The organism is Streptomyces asoensis (assembly GCF_016860545.1).
GTDB lineage: Bacteria > Actinomycetota > Actinomycetes > Streptomycetales > Streptomycetaceae > Streptomyces > Streptomyces asoensis.
Genome location: NZ_BNEB01000005.1, coordinates 3,130,673 through 3,150,929, shown reverse-complemented (window position 1 = coordinate 3,150,929; position 20,257 = coordinate 3,130,673). Strand labels below are relative to the sequence as shown.

Sequence of the window (20,257 nt, the reverse complement as noted above, 5' to 3'; positions counted from 1 at the left end):
GTGACCCCGCGCCGTCCCGCCCGGCCCGCCGGCCGGGCGGGACACCGCGGGTGCCCGCGGCGGAGTGTGCGCTGAGCGAACGGACGGCGGAAGACGCGCCTCCGCGGGGCCCGCCGTGTTTGCGTGGTCCCATGACCGCACCCGAGACAGCCACGTCCGCCGCACCCCGCACCACGGTCGAGTACATCCGGTACCGGATCCCGCAGGAGCGCTCCGCGCAGTTCCTGGCCGCGTACACCCGGGCCGCGCGGGAACTCGCGGCCTCCCCGCACTGCGTCGACTACGAACTCGCCCGCTGCGAGGAGGACTTCGGTCACTTCATCCTGCGGATCACCTGGACGTCGACCGAGGACCACCTGGAGGGCTTCCGCACCTCGGACCTGTTCCCCGCCTTCCTCGCCGAGATCCGGCCCTACGTCGGGGACATCGACGAGATGCGGCACTACAAGGCCACCTCGGTACGCGGTCAGGGCTCCGCCGTGCCCACGCTGTACGCGTGGGCGGGCGGGGCCGAGGCCTTCACCAGGCTCACCGAGGTGTTCTACGCCAAGGTGCTCCGGGACGACCTGCTCGCACCGGTCTTCGCGGGCCTCGCCGCCGAGCACGCCGAGCACGTCGCGCTCTGGCTCGCGGAGGTCTTCGGCGGCCCGGCGGCCTACTCGGCGACCCAGGGCGGCCACAGCCACATGGTGGCCAAGCACTTCGGACGGGGCATCACCGAGCCCCAGCGCCGCCGCTGGGTCGAACTGGTGCAGGACGCTGCCGACGAGGCGGGACTGCCGACCGACGCCGAGTTCCGCTCGGCGTTCCTCGCCTACGTGGAATGGGGCACCCGGCTCGCCGTCCACTTCTCCGGACCGGACGCGAAGCCGCCCGCCGAGCAGCCCGTGCCCCGCTGGGGATGGGGCGTCACCCCGCCGTACCGCGGCTGACGTCCGCCGGGCGGGGGAGGGACTCCCGGCAAGGGGCTCTCAGACGGAGGGCGTCTGGGAGCCGGTCCCCGCCCGGGTCGCGTCCGTACCCCAGCTGGCCAGCAGCCGCAGCGCCTCCGCCGAGGCCGACCCGGGCTCCGCGTGATACGTCACCATGGTCTGTTCGCCGTCCCCGGTCAGCCTGAACCCCTCGAAGTTGAGGGACAGTTCGCCGACCAGCGGATGCCTCAGCCGCTTCACGCCGTGGCTCTTCTCCTTGACGTCGTGGGTCGCCCACAGCCGCCGGAAGTCCTCGCTCTTCACCGACAGCTCGCCCACCAGCGCGGACAGCCGCGGATCGTCCGGGTAGCAGCCGGCGTCCATGCGCAGGGCGCAGACGATGTCGATCGCCTTCTGCTCCCAGTCCACGAAGAGCTCCCGGTAGTCGGGGCGCAGGAAGACCAGCCGGGCCCAGTTGCGCTCCGCCACCGGCAGCTCCGCCCAGTCGCCGAACAGCGCCGCCGCCATCCGGTTCCAGCCCAGGATCTCCGTGCGCCGCCCGACCAGGTACGCGGGCACCGAGTCCATGGTGTCCAGCAGCTGCCGCAGCGCGGGGCGCACCTGCTGGGGCGGCCCGCTCTGCTTCTTCTTGTGCTTGGGCTTGGCCAGGTGGGTCAGATGCGCGTGCTCGGCGTCGGACAGCCGCAGCGCCCTGGCGATCGAGTCCAGCACCTCCGCCGACACGTTGCGCCCGTTGCCCTGCTCCAGGCGCGTGTAGTACGCCACGGACACCCCGGCCAGCTGGGCCAGCTCCTCGCGCCGCAGCCCCGGCACCCTGCGGTGCCGCCCGAAGGAGGCCAGCCCCACGTCCTCCGGCTTCAGCCTCGCCCGCCGGGTACGCAGGAACTCGCTGAGCTCGGCACGCCGGTCCAGGGGGGCGCCGGTCGGTTCGGGGCGTTCGTCCATGGCGTCCAGTATTCCCGGTCGTACGCCCACCAGCCTGACCCCGCCAGTGGTAGGCACAGCAGACGTACGCAGAGGCGTGACCTGGGTGAATCCCCGGCGATGGGGCAGGCTGAACGTCGTACCCGGCCGGAAGGCAGGCCGGAACACGAACCCCCCGCTAGGAGATCCCCGGCATGACCACCGTAGCCGCGTACGCAGCACCCGCCGCCAAGGCTCCGCTGGAGCGCACGACGATCGAACGCCGAGAGGTGCGCGAGTTCGACGTCCTGATCGACATCGAGTTCGCCGGAATCTGCCACTCGGACATCCACCAGGCCAGGGAGGGCTGGGGCGAGGCGATATTCCCGATGGTGCCCGGCCACGAGATCGCGGGCGTCGTGTCCGAGGTCGGCCCCGGCGTCACCAAGTTCGCCGTCGGCGACCGCGTGGGCGTCGGCTGCCTCGTCGACTCCTGCCGCGAGTGCGACAACTGCAAGGCCGGCCTCGAGCAGTACTGCACGGGCGGCGGCGTCGGCACGTACAACGCCGTCGGCAAGGACGGCGAGCCCACCTACGGCGGCTACTCGCAGAAGATCGTCGTCGACGAGAACTACGTCGTGCGCATCCCCGAGGGCCTCAAGCTCGACGAGGCCGCGCCCCTGCTCTGCGCCGGCATCACCACGTACTCCCCGCTCAAGCACTGGAACGCCGGCCCCGGCAAGAAGGTCGCGATCCTCGGCATGGGCGGCCTCGGGCACATGGGCGTCAAGATCGCGCACGCCCTCGGCGCCGAGGTGACCGTGCTGTCGCAGTCGCTGCGCAAGAAGGACGACGGCCTGAAGCTGGGCGCCGACCACTACTACGCCACCAGCGACGAGAAGACCTTCGAGGAGCTCAAGGGCACCTTCGACCTCATCCTGTCGACGGTCTCCGCCCCGCTGAACCTGGACGCCTACCTCGCCCTGCTGCGCACGGACGGCGCCTTCGTGAACGTGGGCGCGCCCGAGGAGCCGGTCGCGCTCAACCTGTTCTCGGTGATCGGCGGCCGCAAGACGCTCGCCGGTTCCGGCATCGGCGGCATCCAGGAGACCCAGGAGATGCTGGACTTCTGTGCGGAACACGGCTTCGGCGCCGAGATCGAGCTGATCGGCGCCGACCAGATCAACGAGGCGTACGAGCGGGTGCTCGCCAGCGACGTCCGCTACCGCTTCGTGATCGACACGTCGACGATCTGACGGACCCGCCGACGGCCCCGGCCGTCCGCCGACCGTGAGTGGGGCCCCCGGCACACGCCGCCGGGGGCCCTCGCCGTCCCCGCGGGGCGCCGGTGTCCTCGCGGGAGCGGGTCCGGCGGCCTTCGTCCGGTCGGACGGCCTTCGCCGCGTCAGACGGCCGGGAACACCTCGCCGTCGCCGTAGGACCGTACGAGGACTCCGCCGCCCGGGGCGGGACGTACGCGGTGGGCCCGTCCGAGCCCGGCCACGCGCGCGTGGCCGTCACCCGCCCCGCCACCGACCTCCACCACGGTGTTCTCGTCGACGGCCACCCCGTGCGCGAGCCGCCCGCCCGCGACGGCCGCGGCCAGCCGCCCCAGCGTCCCCCACTGAGCGGCGTGGACGTCCACCCCGAACGGCACGAGCCCGAGCCCCGGGCGCACGTCGACCTCCTCCAGGTCCTCGGCGGTGTCCGGCGGGCACACCGCCGCCCCGTCGACCAGCCAGCCCCCGATCACCGCGTCGCGGGCCGCGATCACCGCCCCCGCGGAGAACCCGGCGTACGGGATGCCCCGCCGGGCGAGTGCCGGGGGCAGGAACGGTGCCGACGAGGGGCCCCCGCCGAACGCCTCGTGGTACGCGGGCGTCAGCCCACCGCAGACGAGGACCCCGTCCACGTCCGTGGGGACCGTACCGGCGTCCAGCCGCTCGCCGATCGGCACCAGCAGCGGCAGGGGAGCGCAGTCCCCCACCGTGCGCAGCGCGGCCTCCCAGCGAGCGAACTGTCCGGCCCCGTCGCCCTCGTCGACGATCACACAGAGGATCCGGGGCGCCGTCCCGGCCCCGGCCGGTGCGCCGGGCGGGCGCGCCGCCGCGGACGCCTCCGCCGCGGCGCGCAGGAACGGTCCGTGGACGATCCCGGCGGCCGCCTCGTCCCACCCGCCCCCGACCAGGAACACCGGGCCGCCGACGGCACCGCCGCCGCGTCCGCCGTCACCGCCGGCGGGCTCCGCCTCGCTGCTCGGCACCGCGCTTCCCCCCGTCGTCTCAGCCATCGGCCCGCAGCCCCCCGAGGCCGTCGTGGGCGGCCATCAGCAGGTCCAGCCCCCGGGTGTCCTGCGCGGGTTCGCGCATCTGGTTGGTCACGTACGCCACCACCACACGGCCCTCGGGTTCGATCATGACCGTCGAGCCGCCCCAGCCGCCCCACCCGTAGGTGCCGCCGAAGCGTCCGTAGCCCAGACCCCAGCTGATCGGCATGCCCAGGACACGGTCCTCTCCGCCGAACTGTTCCTCCCAGGCGCGTTCGCAGCCCGCCCGCGACAGCAGCCGTACGCCGCCCACCGCGCCCCCGCAGGCCATCGCCGACTGGACGAGCGCGACCGAGCGGGCGTTGCCGAAGCCGCTCGCCGCCGGGATCTGCGCCCGCCGCCAGGCCAGGCTGTTGCCGTCGCGGAGCCGGATCGCGGTCGGGGTGCCGGCGGACCCGGCGGCGGTCGAGGCGCCGTTCGCCGCACCCGCGACGTAGTCCTCGTCCCGGGACGGCGGCGGGACCGTCGGGGCGGCCCGGTGGTCGAGCTCGGCCGGCAGCCCCATGTGGAAGTCGGCGCCCAGCGGACCGGCGATCTCCTCGGCGAAGAAGGCGCCCGGCGCGCGTCCGGTGATCCGGCGCACGACCTCGCCCACGAGAAAGCCCTGGGTGAGCGAGTGGTACCCGGCCGCGGTCCCCGGCACCCACCGCGGAGCCTGCCCGGCCAGCCGGGCCGTCGCGGCCGGCCAGTCGAAGAGCTCCGCCACCGGACCGTCCCAGTCGGGCAGCCCCGCCGTGTGCGAGAGGGTGTGCCGCACGAGCAGCGTTTCCTTGCCCGCGGCCGCGAACTCGGGCCAGTACCGGGCGACCGGCGCGTCCAGGTCGAGAGCGCCCCGGTCGGCCAGGACCAGCGCGCACAGCGCCGTCATCGTCTTCGTGACGGACCAGACGTTGACGATCGTGTCCCGCTGCCAGGGGACCTCGCGCGCTGCGTCGGCGAACCCGCCCCAGACGTCCACCACCGGCTCACCGTCCACGAACACGGCCACCGAGCCGCCCACGTCCCCGGCGTCCAGCAGCGCGGACAACGCGGTGGGCACGGCGGTGAACAGATCGTCGTACGAACCCCGGATCTCAGCCATGCCCGCCATTGAGCCCCCGCCGCACCACCCGGGGCAACCGGAATTTCCGCGCGCGGGCACCGGCCCGCCGCCGCTACCGGCCAGGCTCGGCCGTCTCGGTGCCGGTCATCGGGGGTGGGGTGCCCCGGGGGCCCATGTCCAGGCGGAACGGCGGATACACGTCGGTCATGAGCGCCGCGTACACGGCCACCCGCGCCACCCAGCGGGCCAGCCCGAGCAGGAAGTCGAAGAGGTGGACGGGGTAGCGGCCGGTGAAGGCCAGGACGACCACCGCGACCAGCGAGAGGAAGGGGACCAGGCCGCCGCCGTGCCAGTGGTCCGGGTCGCCCCAGCCCCAGTCGCCGACGAACATCCCGACGACGATGTACTGCGGGATCGCGAGCAGCCACCACTTCACCAGGACCAGGCCGCGCGAGAGGCGCTCGGGACGGGCCACGTCGAAGTGCGCCGGGTAGTCGGCCACCTCGGCCAGCGTGAACGGCGGGTAGCGGTCGGTGCCGAGCGCCGTGTGGGCGTAGTAGGCGACCCGCCAGTTCCAGCGCATGACACCGACGTTGAAGTCGAAGAGCGAGGCCGGATACCGGCCGGTGAACAGGATGGCGAAGAACGCCACGACGGTCACGAAGAAGAACGCGATCCACAGGAAGAACAGCACGATGTAGTGCGGAACGGCGAGGAGCCACTTCACCAGCCACAGCCATCTGGACAACCGCGGATCGAGGAACCCCTCGATGCGCACGGGCGAGCCGGGGACCGGATTCATGCGGATCAGCTCCTCTCGGGCGGTTCCGTCCCGGCGGCCACCGACCCCGTCCACACCCCGGCGGGCGGGCGGCCGGACGGTTTCCTGATCATGGATTCAGGCTCGCACAGGTGGTGGCCCGCTGCGACCGGGCCCGGCCGGCCGCCGAGCGCGGCTCCCGCCTTGCCTCAGACCAGCAGCGGAAGACCCATGAGCGTGGCGCCGCTCGCGCCGAACGCGGCCATGAGCGAGCCGGGCCAGTCGCCCGACCGGGCATAGGTCAGCAGCCCCGCGACCAGGCCGGCCACCACCGCGGCCAGCAGGATGAGGGCCCAGCGCAGGGACAACCGTTCGGGCGAGGAGGGTAAGGGGGCGGGCGACGGGGGCGCCTGGGGCGCCTGGGGTGGCGTCGGTGACGGTGACTGCGGTGGCACCGACGAGGGCGTCGGCGGGGGTGTGGGGGCGGGGGTAGGCGTGGGTGAGGTCGGTTCGGACAAGGGGCGCTCCCGCGGCTGCGTCAGGAAGGGACGGGGCAGCCGTTCGGCCGACGGCCGCCGCGCGCCGGGGCCGGCCGGGTGACGTCCGTCGGGACGCACGCCGGCCGGTTCCGGCGCCACCGGAACCTCTCGAATGAGGACCACCGTATGCGTTTGAGCGCTATCAGAGAAGCTGTCTGATGTGTCATCAATCCTCAGGGAGGGGCACGCGGGACGGCTTCGGCCCGCCGCGCGCTCCGTAGTGCGCCCCCTGGGCCGTCCGTGCTTCCTCGCGCGTCGACCGGATCGGTCCGCACCGGTGACCAGACAGGCACTGTGACATACCGTCGACGGCATGACTGGTGCTGAATCAGACGCTCCCGTGGAGTCCGAGGACGCGCTCCGCGGATCCACCGCCGCAGTGGTGCAGCTGCTGGGCTGTCAGATCGTCGAGGGCGGCAAACCACGCGACCGGCACCTCACCGTGGACGCCGTCATGCAGGAGTTCGGCATCACCCGGCCCATGGCGCGCGAGGTCCTCCAGACGCTGCATCAGAAGGGCCTGGTCAACCTCCAGCCGCGGGTCGGCGCCACCGTCCAGGCGCTGCGGCGCTGGGACCTGCTGGACCCGGACGTCATCGCGTGGCGTCTGGAGGTGGCCCCGGACAGCCAGATGCGCTCGCTCACGGAGCTGCGGGAGGTCATCGAGCCGCGGGCGGCCCGGCTGGCGGCGCTCAGCAGGTCCGCCGAGATCTGCCACGACCTGACCGGCCGGGCCCGCACCCTGCTCGCCCTGAGCGAGGAACCGGACTTCGCCGAGCCGCGGGAAGGAGCCGCGATCCGCCAGCGCTTCCGGGACGTCGACGCCGCCTTCCACCGCACCCTGCTGGCCGGCTCGCGCAACGAACTCTTCCTGCGACTCTCCCACCCGGTCGTCATGGCGCTGAACCACCGCATCGACCGCGACTGGGCCGGCGGCCGCCGGGACGCCCGCACGGTCGCGTCCACCCGTGGCCTCGTCGGCGCCGACACCGTGCAGCGCTATCCCCTGCGGCCCGAACCCATCGCCATGTGGCTGCACATGGGTCTCGCGTACGCCGTCGACCAGGGGATCGCGACGGCGTCCGAGGCCTTCGCGGAAGCCATCCTCGCCGAGATCCGGGGCGGCCGGCTCCAGGACCCCGCGGTCCTCGACCGGCTGCGCGCGGGCCTCGACCTGTTCGACGTGGGCGGCCTGCCCGCCGCCCACCGGGACGGCTTCCGGGACACCATGACCGCACTGGTCCGGGCCCGCCGCGCCCCCGTCGTGGTGATGGGGGTGACCGGGTCCGGCAAATCCACCGTGGGCCGTTGCCTGGCGGAGTCGCTCAGGACGCCGTTCGAGGAGGGCGACGACTTCCATCCCGCGCGCAACGTGGAGTCGATGGAGCGCGGGGAGCCGCTCGACGACCGCAGCCGCAGCCCGTGGCTGGCCGCCGTAGCGGGCCGCATGCGGGCCGCGGGTGCGGAGGAGGGGCTGGTCGTCACCTGCTCGGCCCTCAGACGCATCTACCGGGAGATGCTGAGGGTCGCCCGCCCCGACGCGTTCTTCGTGCACCTGGTGCTCGGCCAGGACGAGGCCACGGCCCGGGTCGCCGCCCGGAAGGCGCACTACATGCCCGCCTCCCTGGTCGCCTCGCAGTTCGCGGACCTCGAACCGCTGGAGGAGGACGAGGCAGGCATGGCGATCGACGCGACCCTGCCGGTCGAACGCATCGTCGCGGAGATCCAGACCGGACTGGCCCGCGGCGCACGGCCGCACACACCGCACGCCTCGCCGACCGGCTGAACCCGCCGGGTGGGCGACCGGTCCCGCCGGGTGGGCGACCGGTCCCGCCGGGTGGCTCGTCCGTCCAGACCGATCAGACCGATCAGACCGATCAGACCGCCGATCGGAACGATCAGACCGCCGACCTGACCGTTCGACCCGACCGATGAGAGGGGACCGCCATGCGGATCGCGTCCGCCGAGGTGATCGTCACCAGCCCGGGACGGAACTTCGTCACCCTGCGCATCACCACCGAGGACGGCGTCACCGGCCTCGGCGACGCCACGCTGAACGGCCGTGAACTGGCCGTTCAGGCCTACCTGGACGCCCACGTGATCCCGCTGATCCTCGGCGGCGACGCCTCCCGCATCGAGGACACCTGGCAGTACCTCTACCGGGGCGCCTACTGGCGGCGCGGCCCCGTGACGATGGCGGCCGTCGCGGCCGTGGACACGGCGCTGTGGGACATCAAGGCCAAGTGCGCCGACATGCCCCTGTACCAGCTGCTCGGTGGCGCCTCCCGCCGGGGAGCCCTGGCCTACGGGCACGCCTCGGGCCGTGACATTCCCGAACTCCTCGACTCCGTGCGCGAGCATCTGGAGCTGGGCTACCGCGCGATACGTGTGCAAAGCGGCATCCCCGGCCTGGACTCGGTGTACGGGGTGGCGGACTCGGGCGCGCGGGGCGAGGAACGCTACGACTACGAGCCCGCGCGCCGGGCCGCCGTCGGCGGACGCCCCCTGCCCGCCGTGGAGACCTGGGACACCCGCGCCTACCTGCGGCACATGCCGGCCGTCTTCGAGGCGGTCCGCGCGGAGTTCGGTCCGGAACTGCCGCTGCTGCACGACGGGCACCACCGGATGACGCCGATCCAGGCCGCCCAGCTGGGCAAGGCGCTGGAACCGTACGACCTGTTCTGGCTGGAGGACGCGACACCCGCCGAGGACCAGGCGGCGCTGCGCCTGATCCGGCAGCACACGACGACACCCCTGGCGATCGGGGAGGTCTTCAACTCGGTCCACGACTACACCACGCTGCTGAGCGAGCGGCTGATCGACTACGTGCGGTCCGCCGTCACCCACACCGGTGGCGTCACCGCCATGAAGAAGCTGCTGGACCTCGCGGACGTCTACGGCATCAGGTCCGGGATGCACGGCCCCACCGACATCTCCCCGGTGGGCATGGCGGCGGCGCTCCATCTGGACCTGGCCGTGCACAACTTCGGCATCCAGGAGTACATGCGGCACTCCGAGCGGACGCTGGAGGTCTTCCGCACGTCCTTCCGGTTCGAGGACGGCCTCCTGCACCCGTCCGACACCCCGGGCCTGGGGGTCGAACTCGACACCGAGGCGGCCCGGCGCTTCCCGTACGAACCGGCGTACCTGCCGGTCAACAGGCTGACGGACGGCACCCTGCACGACTGGTGAACCGGGGGGGGGACGGCACCGGCACCCGTACCAAAGCCCGGCTACCCAGACCGAGTTGAGTACCCGTGCTCATGTCCGGCGGACGGCCGCGCGGCGAGGATCCTCCCAGTGGAGCAGCCGGGAAGCGGCGGCCCGAACCAGCTGAGACAGTTGCGGAGAATCCCATGTCCCGACGCGTTGCCCTGTCCGTGACCGCCGGTGTCGTCGTCCTCGGGGGCGCCGGTGCCTTCGCCGTCGCCCACGCCGGGGAACAGCCCCCGGCGCTGGCGCACAGCACCGCCCGCTACACCGCCCCCGGCGCGCAGCGCGACGGCTCGCTGACCTTCGTCACCGAGGTGAAGGCCTCCTCCGGCGTCAAGAACGTCAAGGTCCTCGCGTGGCCGGCGGACTCGGAGTTCGCCGAGAAAGGGCTGACGGAGAAGGACATGGCCGCGGTGGAGTCGGCCGTCTGCAAGCCCGCCGGGAAGGACACCGCGCGCTGCACCTACACCACCACGGTGACCCTGGCCGACGCCCAGTCGTCGCCGCACGGCGTCTGGCACGTCGCGGTCCTGGCCACCGCGCAGGACGGCAGCACGACCCTGGACAGGGAGGCGGCCGACTTCAGGATCGGGTGATCCCGGCGGCCGGTCCCCTCGCCCCGGCCGTCCTCGCCCCGGAGCGGGAGGCGCTCCGCGCGGACGGTCAGTGGGGCAGCGTCGCCGGGCTGCCGCCGTTGGCCTCGTAGCCCGCCACCGCCAGCGCGCGGTAGACCGCGAACTCGCCGGCCGGGTCGGGGGACAGGGTCCACGGGAGGGCGCCCACATGACCGTCCACGTGGACGAGCTGGCTCATCGCCTCCGACCAGCGCTCGGCGCGTACCAGGAAGAAGATCAGCAGGTGCCGGACGTGCGCCAGCATCGGGTCGTCGTGCCGGGCCGCGTGCACCGCGTACAGCGCGCCGTGCATCGCCTTCGTCACGACCTCGCTCTCGTAGAACCCGCGCACCAGGTTCACCTCGGGGAGGTGCTCGAAGACGGCGAACAGGGGCATCGCCGCGAGCAGCGACCCCTTGGGCGCCCTCGCCGCCGCGGCCTCGGCGAACGAGTAGGCCAGCTCGCGCGAGCCGTGCCACTTCTCGCACCAGTAGTGCAGGGCCGCCAGATGCGCCCCCATGTGGGCCGGGGACCGGTCCAGGATCTGGAGCCAGAGCTGCTCGAACTGCGACTGCGAGTACTGAAGACCCCGGGCCACCGACAGCTCGACGACGTACGGGACCGGGTCGTCGGGGGAGAGCAGCGCGGCCTGCCCGCAGGCGTCCTTCGCCTCCTCCATGATGATCCGGAAGTCGTCCGTGCCCCGCGTCGACGTCCGCCACGCCTGCTGCGCCAGGAACTCCGCCTGCACCGCCGCGCCGCCCGGATCCTTCGGCGCCTCCGTGCGCCACACCCGCAGCCACTGCCCGCCCGGCGTCTCCCCGACGCCGCCCGGCCGCTGCTGGAGCTCCAGCGCCGCCGCGCCCGCGAAGGCCTGCACGCGCTGCCAGCGCAGCTCGCCCTCGACGGGCGTGCCGGCCAGCAGCTGCTGCGCGGCCCGGTAGTCCTGGGTGTGCTGCACCACGTCCAGGACGTCCAGCAGGTCCTGGTCGGGGCCCGGCATGCGGATGTCCAGCTCCTCCGTGCGCGCGAAGCCGTAGGCGGCCGGGTCCGCGGCGTCCGGGTGGTCCACCGGGACCTGTTCGATCATGCCGCGCCTGCGCCGCAGGAACGGCAGCAGCACGAAGCCGACCATGAGCACCGCGACCAGCACGAACAGAATCTCCATGGGACAAGCGAACCAGACCGCGCCGACAATTGGCCAACCCGTCCCCGAACCTGTGGAAAACCCGGGCGGCCGAGCCCGCCTCCCCCGCCTGCGCGCCCCCCGCCGTCCCGCACCACGCCCGTGAGCGGACTACGCTCGGTGCCCATGAGCGACAGGCACATCAGTCAGCACTTCGAGACCCTCGCGATCCACGCGGGCAACACCGCCGATCCCCTCACCGGCGCGGTCGTCCCGCCGATCTACCAGGTCTCGACCTACAAGCAGGACGGCGTCGGCGGTCTGCGCGGCGGCTACGAGTACAGCCGCAGCGCCAACCCGACCAGGACCGCCCTCGAGGAGAACCTCGCCGCCCTCGAAGGCGGCCGCCGGGGCCTCGCGTTCGCGTCCGGACTGGCGGCCGAGGACTGCCTGTTGCGTACGCTGCTCAGCCCCGGTGATCACGTGGTGATCCCGAACGACGCCTACGGCGGCACCTTCCGGCTGTTCGCGAAGGTCGTCGCGCGCTGGGGCGTGGAGTGGTCGGTGGCCGACACCAGCGACCCCTCGGCCGTGCGGGCCGCGATCACCCCCAAGACCAAGGCGGTGTGGGTGGAGACCCCCTCCAACCCGCTGCTCGGCATCACCGACATCGCCGCCGTCGCGCAGGTCGCCCGGGAGGCCGGGGCCCGCCTCGTCGTCGACAACACCTTCGCCACGCCGTACCTTCAGCAGCCGCTGTCACTCGGCGCGGACGTCGTGGTGCACTCCCTGACCAAGTACATGGGCGGCCACTCTGACGTCGTCGGCGGCGCGCTGGTCACCGCCGACGCGGAGCTCGGCGAGGAGCTGGCCTACCACCAGAACGCGATGGGCGCAGTCGCCGGGCCCTTCGACTCCTGGCTGGTGCTGCGCGGCACCAAGACGCTGTCGGTGCGCATGGACCGGCACAGCGAGAACGCCACCAAGGTCGCCGAGATGCTGACCCGCCACGCGCGCGTGACGAGCGTGCTCTACCCGGGTCTGCCCGAGCACCCCGGACACGAGGTCGCCGCCAAGCAGATGCGGGCCTTCGGCGGCATGATCTCCTTCCGGGTCACCGGGGGCGAGGAGGCGGCCGTCGAGGTCTGCAACCGCGCCAAGGTCTTCACCCTCGGCGAGTCGCTGGGCGGCGTCGAGTCCCTCATCGAGCACCCCGGGCGCATGACGCACGCGTCCGTGGCCGGCTCGGCGCTCGAGGTGCCCGGCGACCTCGTCCGGCTCTCCGTCGGCATCGAGAACGTCGACGACCTCCTCGAGGACCTCCAGCAGGCCCTGGGCTAGCCGCCCGGTCCCGGCCCCCGGCGGATCACCAGCCGGTGAGCGGTGGAGTCGTCTGCGACGGCGGCTCCACCCAGGGCCGGGCCACCGCCGCCCAGACCACGAACGCCACCGTGGCCGCGCAGAGCAGCAGCCACAGCAGCCGCCGGACGGTCCTGCGGCGGCGCACGATACGGCTGCCCCGGCGTACGACGTCGGTATGAAGGCCGGTCGGCACGTGCGGGGGCGTCCGCTCCATGATGCGGCGTACGGCGGCCTCCCGCTCGGGCCGGTTCACGAGGCCGCCGCCTTCGCCCGGCGCACCGCGGGCGCGGGTCCGCGCGGCGGATGCAGGAGCGTCGCCATGGCCCGGTCGCAGACCGTGCGGACACGTTCCGTGGGCAGCCCGAGCAGGGCCGCCACCTGCTCGTCGGCGACCCCCTCGTAGAGCCGCAGCACCAGCACGAGACGTTCCTGCGCGGTGAGCCGTGCCAGCGGGCCGGCCGCGGGGTGCGCGCGTCCTCGGCCGAGGGGCAGGGCGCCGTACCGGTGCCAGGCGCCGTGCGCGAAGCGGGTGGCCAGGTACTCACGGGCCCGGTTGTACGGGTCCTCGCCGTGCAGCCGGTCCCAGCACGCGTACGTGTGCGCGAGGGCGAGCGTCAGCAGGCGCCGGGCGCGCGGGTTGGCGTCCGCGTCCTCGGCCGTGAGCAGGGTGGCCGCGTGCAGCAGCCGCCCGCCCGCTCCGGCGACGAACGCCTCGAACTCCCGCGTCCGGCGGGTCTCCTGGTCCGCACGCCTGCCTCGCACACCGAGCCTCCCGCCTGACGCCGTCCCCCTGGAGCGCCATGTGCCCCGGTCTCATATGAGGCCAGGGGCACGCTTTCGGTCAAGAGCCGCGTCCCCCTGCCGGAAAGTCACCGCGCGCGCGGGGCGGGCCTCAGGAGGCGGCCGACGACGGCTCCGCGCCCGGCATGCCCTGGGCGGCCATCCGGGAGGACAGCGCGGTGTTGAAGCGGGTGAGGAGCGAACAGAACGCCTCGCGCTCCTCCGGCGCCCAGTCCTCCGTCAGCTCCGCCATCAACTGGCGCCGGGAGGAACGCACTTCCTCCAGCCGGGACTGCCCGCGCGGGGACAGCTGGAGTACCACGGCCCGGCCGTCCTCGGGGTGCGAGGTGCGCTTGACCAGGCCGGTGTCGACGAGCGGGGCCACCTGCCGGGTGACCGTGGAGGAGTCGATGCCCATGCTCGCGGCGAGCGCCTTGACGCCCATCGGACCTTCGTTGTCCAGTCGGTTGAGCAGCAGGTACGCGGCGCGGTCCATGGAGTTGCGCACCTGCCCGACGCCGCCGAGCCGGGTCTGTTCGGCACGCCGGGCGAACACCGCGACCTCGTGCTGAAGCGTGTCGAGAAGACCGCTGTCACCGACGGTCGTCATGTCCATCGACATTTCAGGTGTTGTGGGCATGGCCGGAGGCTCACTTCATGAAGGGGCTGGCTGGAATGGGGGACAGAGTACGCGGCCGGAAGGCGGGTCGTACCGGCGCTGCGCAAACCTGTCCCGGACGTTGGTCACAGCGGTCGTTCCCGCCTGTGAACTGCGATGCTGGTGTCATGAGCTACCGCACGGCTGACTCCTTGCGCCCCGTCACCCTCGACGACGTGCGGGGAGCGCAGAAGATGCTCTCGGGCGTGGCGCGGGCGACCGCCATGGAAGGCAGCAGGCATCTGTCCCAGCTGGTGGGCGCGCCGGTGCACCTCAAGTGCGAGAACCTCCAGCGGACGGGGTCGTTCAAGCTGCGCGGCGCGTACGTGCGCATCGCCGGGCTGCTCCCCGAGGAGCGGGCCGCCGGTGTGGTGGCGGCGAGCGCGGGCAACCACGCGCAGGGGGTGGCGCTGGCCTCGGCGGTGCTCGGGGTGCGTTCCACCGTGTTCATGCCGCAGGGCGCCCCGCTGCCGAAGATCAGCGCCACCCGGGAGTACGGCGCCGAGGTCCGGCTGCACGGGCAGGTCGTCGACGAGACGCTGGCCGCGGCCCAGGAGTACGCGGCCGCCACGGGGGCGGTCTTCATCCACCCCTTCGACCACCCGGACATCATCGCGGGGCAGGGCACGGTCGGTCTGGAGATCCTCGAACAGTGCCCCGAGGTGCGCACCATCGTCGTCGGGATCGGCGGCGGGGGACTGGCGGCGGGAATCGCGGTCGCGGTGAAGGCGCTGCGGCCCGACGTGCGGATCGTCGGGGTGCAGGCGGCGGGGGCCGCGGCGTATCCCCCCTCGCTGGCGGCCGGCCGCCCGGTCTCGCTGCGCAGTCCGGCGACGATGGCGGACGGCATCAAGGTGGGCCGGCCCGGCGACGTGCCGTTCTCCCTCGTCGGCGAGCTGGTGGACGAGGTGCGCACGGTGACGGAGGACGAGCTGGCCGCGGCGCTGCTGCTCTGCCTGGAGCGGGCCAAGCTGGTCGTCGAGCCGGCCGGCGCGAGCCCGGTGGCCGCGCTGCTCAGCGCGCCGGAGGCCTTCGAGGGCCCGGTCGTCGCGGTGCTGTCCGGCGGCAACGTCGATCCGGTGCTGATGGAGCGCGTCCTGCGGCACGGCATGGCGGTGCAGGGCCGCTACCTGGCCGTCCGGGTGCGGCTCACGGACCGTCCCGGCGCCCTCGCCGCGCTTCTGGGGGCGTTGTCAGTGGTGGACGCTAACGTCCTCGACGTGAGCCATCTGCGGACCGACCCCCGGCTCGGACTGACCGAGGCGGAGGTCGAACTGCACCTGGAGACGAAGGGGCCGGCGCACTGCGCCGAGGTCGGCAGGGCCCTGCGCGAGGCCGGTTACACCGTCGTCGGCTGAGGCCGGACAGCGCGCCGGGCGAGGCCGGCGGCCCTGTCGTCACTCGTTCGAGAAACAGCATTGTGAGACGCGATACATCGCGTTATGGTGTGTGTCACGCCGCTCCCCTCACGTCTGACCGGGCGGATCGAAACGCACAAACCTAGGCTTTCCGAAGAATCCTCAACGACGTGGAGACTGATATGCCAGGTGCCATCTACGCCGAAGGCCTGGTGAAGACCTTCGGCGACGTAAAGGCTCTGGACGGCGTGGACCTGGACGTTCCCGAGGGCACCGTACTGGGCCTGCTCGGACCGAACGGCGCGGGCAAGACCACCACGGTGCGCTGCCTCACCACACTCCTGCGCCCCGACAGCGGCCGGGCCGTCGTCGCCGGCCTGGACGTCCTCAAGCACCCCAACGAGGTGCGCCGCTCGATCGGCCTGTCCGGCCAGTTCGCGGCGGTCGACGAATACCTCACCGGCCGCGAGAACCTCCAGATGGTCGGCCGGCTCTACCAGATGAGGTCCGGCGCGGCGAAGGCCCGGGCGGCCGAGCTGCTGGAGCAGTTCGACCTCGCGGACGCCGCCGACCGCACCGCCAAGACCTACTCCGGCGGCATGCGCCGCCGCCTCGACCTGGCCGCGGCCCTGGTCGTCTCCCCGCCGGTCATGTTCATGGACGAGCCGACGACCGGCCTCGACCCCCGCAACCGCCAGATGCTGTGGGAGGTGATCAAGCGCCTCGTCTCCGGCGGCACGACCCTGCTGCTGACCACGCAGTACCTCGAGGAGGCCGACCACCTCGCCCATGACATCGCGGTCGTCGACCACGGCCGGGTCATCGCCCGCGGCACCTCCGACCAGCTCAAGGCCCGCACCGGCGGGGAGCGCGTGGAGGTCGTGGTGCACGACCGCGAACACATCGCCACGACGGCCGGGATCCTGGCCGGTTTCGGCAAGGGCGAGACCACCCTCGAGCAGCACACCCGCAAGCTCACCGTGCCCGTCAGCGGCGGCGCCAAGCTCCTCGCCGAGGTCATCCGGGAACTCGACACCCGCGGTATCGAGATCGACGACATCGGCCTGCGCCGCCCCACCCTCGACGACGTCTTCCTGTCGCTGACCGGCCACGTGGCCGAGCTGAACCCCGACGAGAGCGACGAGAGCACCGAGAACGCCAAGAACAGCAAGAGCACCAAGAGCGAGAAGAACCGACGAGACGGACAGAGCGAGAAGGAGACCGCCAGATGAGTGCCGTCACCGACGCCGCACGCGGCACGGCGCCCAAGCCCGCGAACGCCTTCGGACAGTCCGTCCGTGACTCGCTGGTCGTGGCACAGCGCAACCTGATCCGGATGTCCCGCATCCCGGAAATGGTCATTTTCGGGCTCATCCAGCCGATCATGTTCGTGGTGCTGTTCACCTACGTCTTCGGCGGGTCCATGAAGATCGGCGGCAGCACGAGCGCCACCGCCTACACCAACTTCCTCATGGCGGGGATCTTCGCCCAGACCGTCACCTTCGCCACCGCAGGCGCCGGCGCGGGCATCGCCGACGACATGCACAAGGGCCTCATCGACCGCTTCCGCTCGCTGCCCATGGCGCGCGGCGCGGTGCTCACCGGCCGCACCTTCGCCGACCTCGTGCAGACGGCGCTCACGCTGCTCGTCCTGGCGGTGGTCGCCCTCCTGGTCGGCTGGCGGGTCGGCTCCGACGGGAGCACCAACGCCGCCCGGGTGCTGGCCGCCTTCGGGCTGCTGCTCCTGCTCGGCTACGCGTTCACCTGGATCGGCGCGCTGATCGGCCTGAGCGTGCGCACCCCCGAGGCGGCCACCTCCGGCGGACTGATCTGGCTCTTCCCGGTGACCTTCATCTCCAACGCCTTCGTCGACACCAGCAACATGACGCCGTGGCTGCGCCACATCGCCGAGTGGAACCCGTTCAGCGCCACCGTGCAGGCCTGCCGGGTGCTCTTCGCCAACCCCGGACAGTCGCAGTCCGACGCCTGGCCCATGCAGCACCCCGTCTGGGCCTCGCTGATCTACTCGGTGCTGATCATCGTGATCTTCCGGACGCTGGCGGTCCGCAAGTACCGCTCGGCGACGGCGTGAGCGCGGCCGGACCCGCCGGAGTCCCGGGCCGCCGGGTCCCGGGCGCCTGAGACCGGACAGCGCGAAGCCCCCGGCGCCGCGGGCGCCGGGGGCTTCGTCGGGGCGGAGAGGGGGCGGACCGTCGCCGGTCAGCCGCTGTAGGGCTCGGCCTTGAGGATGCGCACGGAGGCCCTCTTGCCGTTGGGCAGCTCGTACTCCGCGTCCTCGCCGACCTTGTGGCCGATCACGCCGGTGCCCAGCGGGGACTGCGGCGAGTAGGTCTCGATGTCGGAGCTCGCGTACTCGCGCGAGGCGAGCAGGAACGTGGTGGTGTCGTCCTCGTCGCCGTCGAAGGCGATGGTCACCACCATGCCGGGCGCCACGGCGCCGTCGGTGGAGGTCGGAGCCTCGCCCACCTTGGCGTTCTCGAGGAGCTGGGTCAGCTGGCGCACACGGAGCTCCTGCTTGCCCTGCTCCTCCTTGGCGGCGTGGTACCCACCGTTCTCACGCAGGTCCCCCTCCTCGCGCGCGGCCGCGATCTTGGCGGCGATCTCCGTGCGCGCAGGACCAGTAAGGTACTCAAGCTCGACCTTGAGCTTGTTGTACGCCTCCTGGGTCAGCCAGGTGACGGACTCGCTGGTCTGGGTCACAGGTGCTCCTCGTCGGTACTGGGAAATACAAAGCATCGCCCTACCGGAAGCATGTTCCTCAGGTGATGGGCGAAACCACGAGCCTAACAATTTGGTGGCCGAAGGGGGAGGACATAAGGCACCAGAATTCCGTCGCCGCAGGTCAGCGCGTAGGGATTGTGGTGGATGACCTTCGCCGGGCGGCTCTGCCGTCCGCCGGTGCCGACCGGGTCAGTCGGCGTGACAGCCGAGCAGCTCGGCGGTCGTGCCCTTCGTCGTGGTGCGCAGCGTGACCGTCCGGTCGATCCGGGTGTCCGCACCGGAGAAGCGGAAGTCCGCGCGGCCCACCTCGGCGCCGTCGGCGGACTGCGAGCGCACCGTGCAGTAGCCGCTCACACCGGCGTCCTTGCGGACCTCCAGATGGAGCTCCACCGCTTCGGCCGAGGTCGCCTTGAAGGTGATCACCTCGGCACTGATCTTGTTCTGGCCGACGTAGTGATAGGCGAAGTAACCGATCAGCGCGAGCACGAAGACGCCGAGGACCACACCGGCGATCTTGAGTTTGTGGTCCGCCCGCTCGTCCGAGGAACGGCCGTAGCGGCCCTCGGGCAGCCGCGTGCTCGCCGTACTCATGATCGTCCTCCCGGCGCGGAATTATTCGCCTTCCGATTCGGTCACTATAGAAGCCTGCGATCGCGCCGGTTCACACGGGCGCCGACTTACCGAGGATTGAGTCTTGACTGACCAGCTGCGACTGATGGCCGTTCACGCGCACCCCGACGACGAGTCGAGCAAGGGCGCGGCCACCATGGCGAAGTACGTGTCCGAGGGGGTGGACGTGCTGGTGGTGACCTGCACGGGCGGGGAGCGCGGCTCCATCCTCAATCCCAAGCTGCAGGGCGACACGTACATCGAGGAGCACATCCACGAGGTGCGCAAGAAGGAGATGGACGAGGCCCGCGAGATCCTCGGCGTCCGGCAGGAGTGGCTCGGTTTCGTCGACTCGGGTCTGCCCGAGGGCGACCCGCTGCCGCCGCTGCCCGAGGGCTGCTTCGCGCTGGAGGACGTCGACAAGGCGGCCGGAGAACTGGTCAAGCAGATCCGCACGTTCCGTCCGCAGGTGATCACCACCTACGACGAGAACGGCGGTTACCCGCACCCCGACCACATCATGACCCACAAGATCTCGATGGTGGCCTTCGAGGGCGCGGACGACACCGAGAAGTACCCCGAGGGCGAGTTCGGGCCCGCCTACCGGCCGCTGAAGCTCTACTACAACCAGGGCTTCAACCGGCCCCGCACCGAGGCGCTGCACCACGCGATGCTCGACCGCGGCCTGGAGTCCCCCTACGGGGACTGGCTCAAGCGGTGGGAGGAGTTCGGGCAGAAGGAGCGCACGCTCACCACGCACGTCCCGTGCGCCGACTTCTACGAGATCCGCGACAAGGCGCTGATCGCGCACGCCACGCAGATCGACCCCGACGGCGGCTGGTTCCGGGTGCCGATGGAGATCCAGAAGGAGGTCTGGCCGACGGAGGAGTACGAGCTCGCGAAGTCCCGCGTCGATACCTCCCTCCCCGAGGACGACCTCTTTGCGGGCATCCGCGACAATGCCTGACATGAGCGCAAGCGTGAGCCTGGCAATGACGCACCTCGTCCCCCTGGCCAAGGAGGTCGACGAGAACAAGGTCACCCCTGGCGTCCTCGGCTTCATCGTGTTCGCGGCGATGGCGGTGGCGGTGTGGGGCCTGATGAAGTCCATGAGCAAGCACATGGGCAAGGTCGACTTCAAGGAGCCGGCGGACCCGGAGGACGCCTCCGCGGCCACCGCCGGTGAGGCCCACGACCGCGTGAGGTGACACCCACCCGGCCCCGTTCCGGACCCGAAGCCCCCCGGGTCTCCGGCCCGGCCCGCCATTGGGCCGGTCCTGGGGCGTCCGCCCG

The 20,257-nt window shown here is 72.1% G+C and carries 22 protein-coding genes; 11 read left to right on the top strand and 11 right to left on the bottom strand.

What is annotated here, in order from left to right; all coding sequences use genetic code 11:
* The first annotated feature begins 131 nt into the window (after positions 1-131).
* Positions 132-932, top strand: coding sequence for a group II truncated hemoglobin (locus Saso_RS36445; protein ID WP_189920300.1), 801 nt, complete (start codon positions 132-134; stop codon positions 930-932).
* Between the two features lie 39 nt (positions 933-971).
* Here the strand turns inward: Saso_RS36445 and Saso_RS36440 are convergent, their stop codons facing one another.
* The gene (locus tag Saso_RS36440) at positions 972-1,877 is read right to left on the bottom strand and encodes a helix-turn-helix domain-containing protein (RefSeq protein WP_189920298.1); all 906 of its coding nucleotides are present in this window, start codon (positions 1,875-1,877) and stop codon (positions 972-974) included.
* 173 nt (positions 1,878-2,050) lie between these two features.
* Here Saso_RS36440 and Saso_RS36435 point away from each other — a divergent pair, with 173 nt between their 5' ends.
* Complete coding sequence (locus tag Saso_RS36435) at positions 2,051-3,091, top strand: NAD(P)-dependent alcohol dehydrogenase (protein ID WP_189920296.1); 1,041 nt, start codon at positions 2,051-2,053, stop codon at positions 3,089-3,091.
* A gap of 149 nt (positions 3,092-3,240) precedes the next feature.
* Here the strand turns inward: Saso_RS36435 and Saso_RS36430 are convergent, their stop codons facing one another.
* The 4 genes from Saso_RS36430 to Saso_RS36415 form a co-directional block, all read right to left on the bottom strand.
* Entirely contained in the window at positions 3,241-4,125 is an 885-nt protein-coding gene (locus Saso_RS36430) for a type 1 glutamine amidotransferase family protein (protein ID WP_229901181.1), read from the bottom strand.
* Complete coding sequence (locus Saso_RS36425; protein ID WP_189920294.1) at positions 4,118-5,242, bottom strand: serine hydrolase domain-containing protein; 1,125 nt, start codon at positions 5,240-5,242, stop codon at positions 4,118-4,120. Before Saso_RS36425 ends, Saso_RS36430 begins: the two co-directional genes overlap by 8 nt.
* Positions 5,243-5,315: 73 nt before the next feature.
* Positions 5,316-6,005, bottom strand: coding sequence for a DUF4389 domain-containing protein (locus tag Saso_RS36420; RefSeq protein ID WP_189920292.1), 690 nt, complete (start codon positions 6,003-6,005; stop codon positions 5,316-5,318).
* 167 nt (positions 6,006-6,172) lie between these two features.
* Positions 6,173-6,331 (bottom strand): hypothetical protein, encoded by a 159-nt coding sequence (locus tag Saso_RS36415; protein ID WP_189920290.1) that lies wholly within the window; start codon positions 6,329-6,331, stop codon positions 6,173-6,175.
* 484 nt (positions 6,332-6,815) lie between these two features.
* Here Saso_RS36415 and Saso_RS36410 point away from each other — a divergent pair, with 484 nt between their 5' ends.
* The 3 genes from Saso_RS36410 (at position 6,816) to Saso_RS36400 (ending at position 10,311) form a co-directional block, all read left to right on the top strand.
* Entirely contained in the window at positions 6,816-8,288 is a 1,473-nt protein-coding gene (locus Saso_RS36410; protein ID WP_189920289.1) for a gluconokinase, GntK/IdnK-type, read from the top strand.
* A gap of 161 nt (positions 8,289-8,449) precedes the next feature.
* On the top strand, positions 8,450-9,694 hold the full coding sequence (gene manD / locus Saso_RS36405) for a D-mannonate dehydratase ManD (protein WP_189920288.1): 1,245 nt from the start codon (positions 8,450-8,452) through the stop codon (positions 9,692-9,694).
* Positions 9,695-9,858: 164 nt separating this feature from the next.
* A complete protein-coding gene (locus tag Saso_RS36400; protein ID WP_189920287.1) occupies positions 9,859-10,311 on the top strand; it encodes a DUF5707 domain-containing protein in 453 nt (150 codons plus the stop codon).
* Between the two features lie 67 nt (positions 10,312-10,378).
* Here Saso_RS36400 and Saso_RS36395 read toward each other — a convergent pair whose 3' ends face one another.
* The gene (locus Saso_RS36395) at positions 10,379-11,497 is read right to left on the bottom strand and encodes a hypothetical protein (protein WP_189920286.1); all 1,119 of its coding nucleotides are present in this window, start codon (positions 11,495-11,497) and stop codon (positions 10,379-10,381) included.
* A gap of 144 nt (positions 11,498-11,641) precedes the next feature.
* Here Saso_RS36395 and Saso_RS36390 point away from each other — a divergent pair, with 144 nt between their 5' ends.
* Positions 11,642-12,796, top strand: coding sequence for a cystathionine gamma-synthase (locus Saso_RS36390; protein ID WP_189920285.1), 1,155 nt, complete (start codon positions 11,642-11,644; stop codon positions 12,794-12,796).
* Between the two features lie 25 nt (positions 12,797-12,821).
* Here Saso_RS36390 and Saso_RS36385 read toward each other — a convergent pair whose 3' ends face one another.
* From Saso_RS36385 to Saso_RS36375, 3 genes are all read right to left on the bottom strand, one after another.
* A complete protein-coding gene (locus Saso_RS36385) occupies positions 12,822-13,070 on the bottom strand; it encodes a hypothetical protein (RefSeq protein WP_189920284.1) in 249 nt (82 codons plus the stop codon).
* On the bottom strand, positions 13,067-13,579 hold the full coding sequence (locus Saso_RS36380; protein ID WP_189920283.1) for a sigma factor-like helix-turn-helix DNA-binding protein: 513 nt from the start codon (positions 13,577-13,579) through the stop codon (positions 13,067-13,069). The genes Saso_RS36385 and Saso_RS36380 overlap by 4 nt, the downstream gene beginning before the upstream one ends.
* A 130-nt stretch (positions 13,580-13,709) precedes the next feature.
* Positions 13,710-14,219 (bottom strand): MarR family winged helix-turn-helix transcriptional regulator, encoded by a 510-nt coding sequence (locus Saso_RS36375; protein WP_189920552.1) that lies wholly within the window; start codon positions 14,217-14,219, stop codon positions 13,710-13,712.
* Between the two features lie 164 nt (positions 14,220-14,383).
* Between Saso_RS36375 and ilvA the strand changes: the two genes are divergently transcribed.
* The 3 genes from ilvA (at position 14,384) to Saso_RS36360 (ending at position 17,705) form a co-directional block, all read left to right on the top strand.
* Complete coding sequence (gene ilvA, locus Saso_RS36370; protein WP_189920282.1) at positions 14,384-15,613, top strand: threonine ammonia-lyase; 1,230 nt, start codon at positions 14,384-14,386, stop codon at positions 15,611-15,613.
* A 182-nt stretch (positions 15,614-15,795) separates the two neighbouring features.
* Complete coding sequence (locus tag Saso_RS36365) at positions 15,796-16,845, top strand: ATP-binding cassette domain-containing protein (RefSeq protein WP_189920281.1); 1,050 nt, start codon at positions 15,796-15,798, stop codon at positions 16,843-16,845.
* Positions 16,842-17,705, top strand: coding sequence for an ABC transporter permease (locus Saso_RS36360; protein WP_189920279.1), 864 nt, complete (start codon positions 16,842-16,844; stop codon positions 17,703-17,705). The genes Saso_RS36365 and Saso_RS36360 overlap by 4 nt, the downstream gene beginning before the upstream one ends.
* Positions 17,706-17,833: 128 nt before the next feature.
* On the opposite strand, the gene greA is transcribed toward Saso_RS36360, so the two are convergent.
* Positions 17,834-18,334 carry a transcription elongation factor GreA gene (greA, locus tag Saso_RS36355; RefSeq protein WP_189920277.1) on the bottom strand — a complete coding sequence of 167 codons (501 nt, stop codon included), beginning with the start codon at positions 18,332-18,334 and terminating at the stop codon, positions 17,834-17,836.
* A gap of 210 nt (positions 18,335-18,544) precedes the next feature.
* Positions 18,545-18,946, bottom strand: coding sequence for a DUF4307 domain-containing protein (locus tag Saso_RS36350; RefSeq protein WP_189920276.1), 402 nt, complete (start codon positions 18,944-18,946; stop codon positions 18,545-18,547).
* Between the two features lie 124 nt (positions 18,947-19,070).
* Between Saso_RS36350 and mca the strand changes: the two genes are divergently transcribed.
* Positions 19,071-19,931, top strand: coding sequence for a mycothiol conjugate amidase Mca (gene mca, locus Saso_RS36345; protein ID WP_189920550.1), 861 nt, complete (start codon positions 19,071-19,073; stop codon positions 19,929-19,931).
* On the top strand, positions 19,924-20,172 hold the full coding sequence (locus tag Saso_RS36340) for a hypothetical protein (protein ID WP_189920274.1): 249 nt from the start codon (positions 19,924-19,926) through the stop codon (positions 20,170-20,172). The genes mca and Saso_RS36340 overlap by 8 nt, the downstream gene beginning before the upstream one ends.
* The last annotated feature ends 85 nt before the right edge of the window (positions 20,173-20,257 follow it).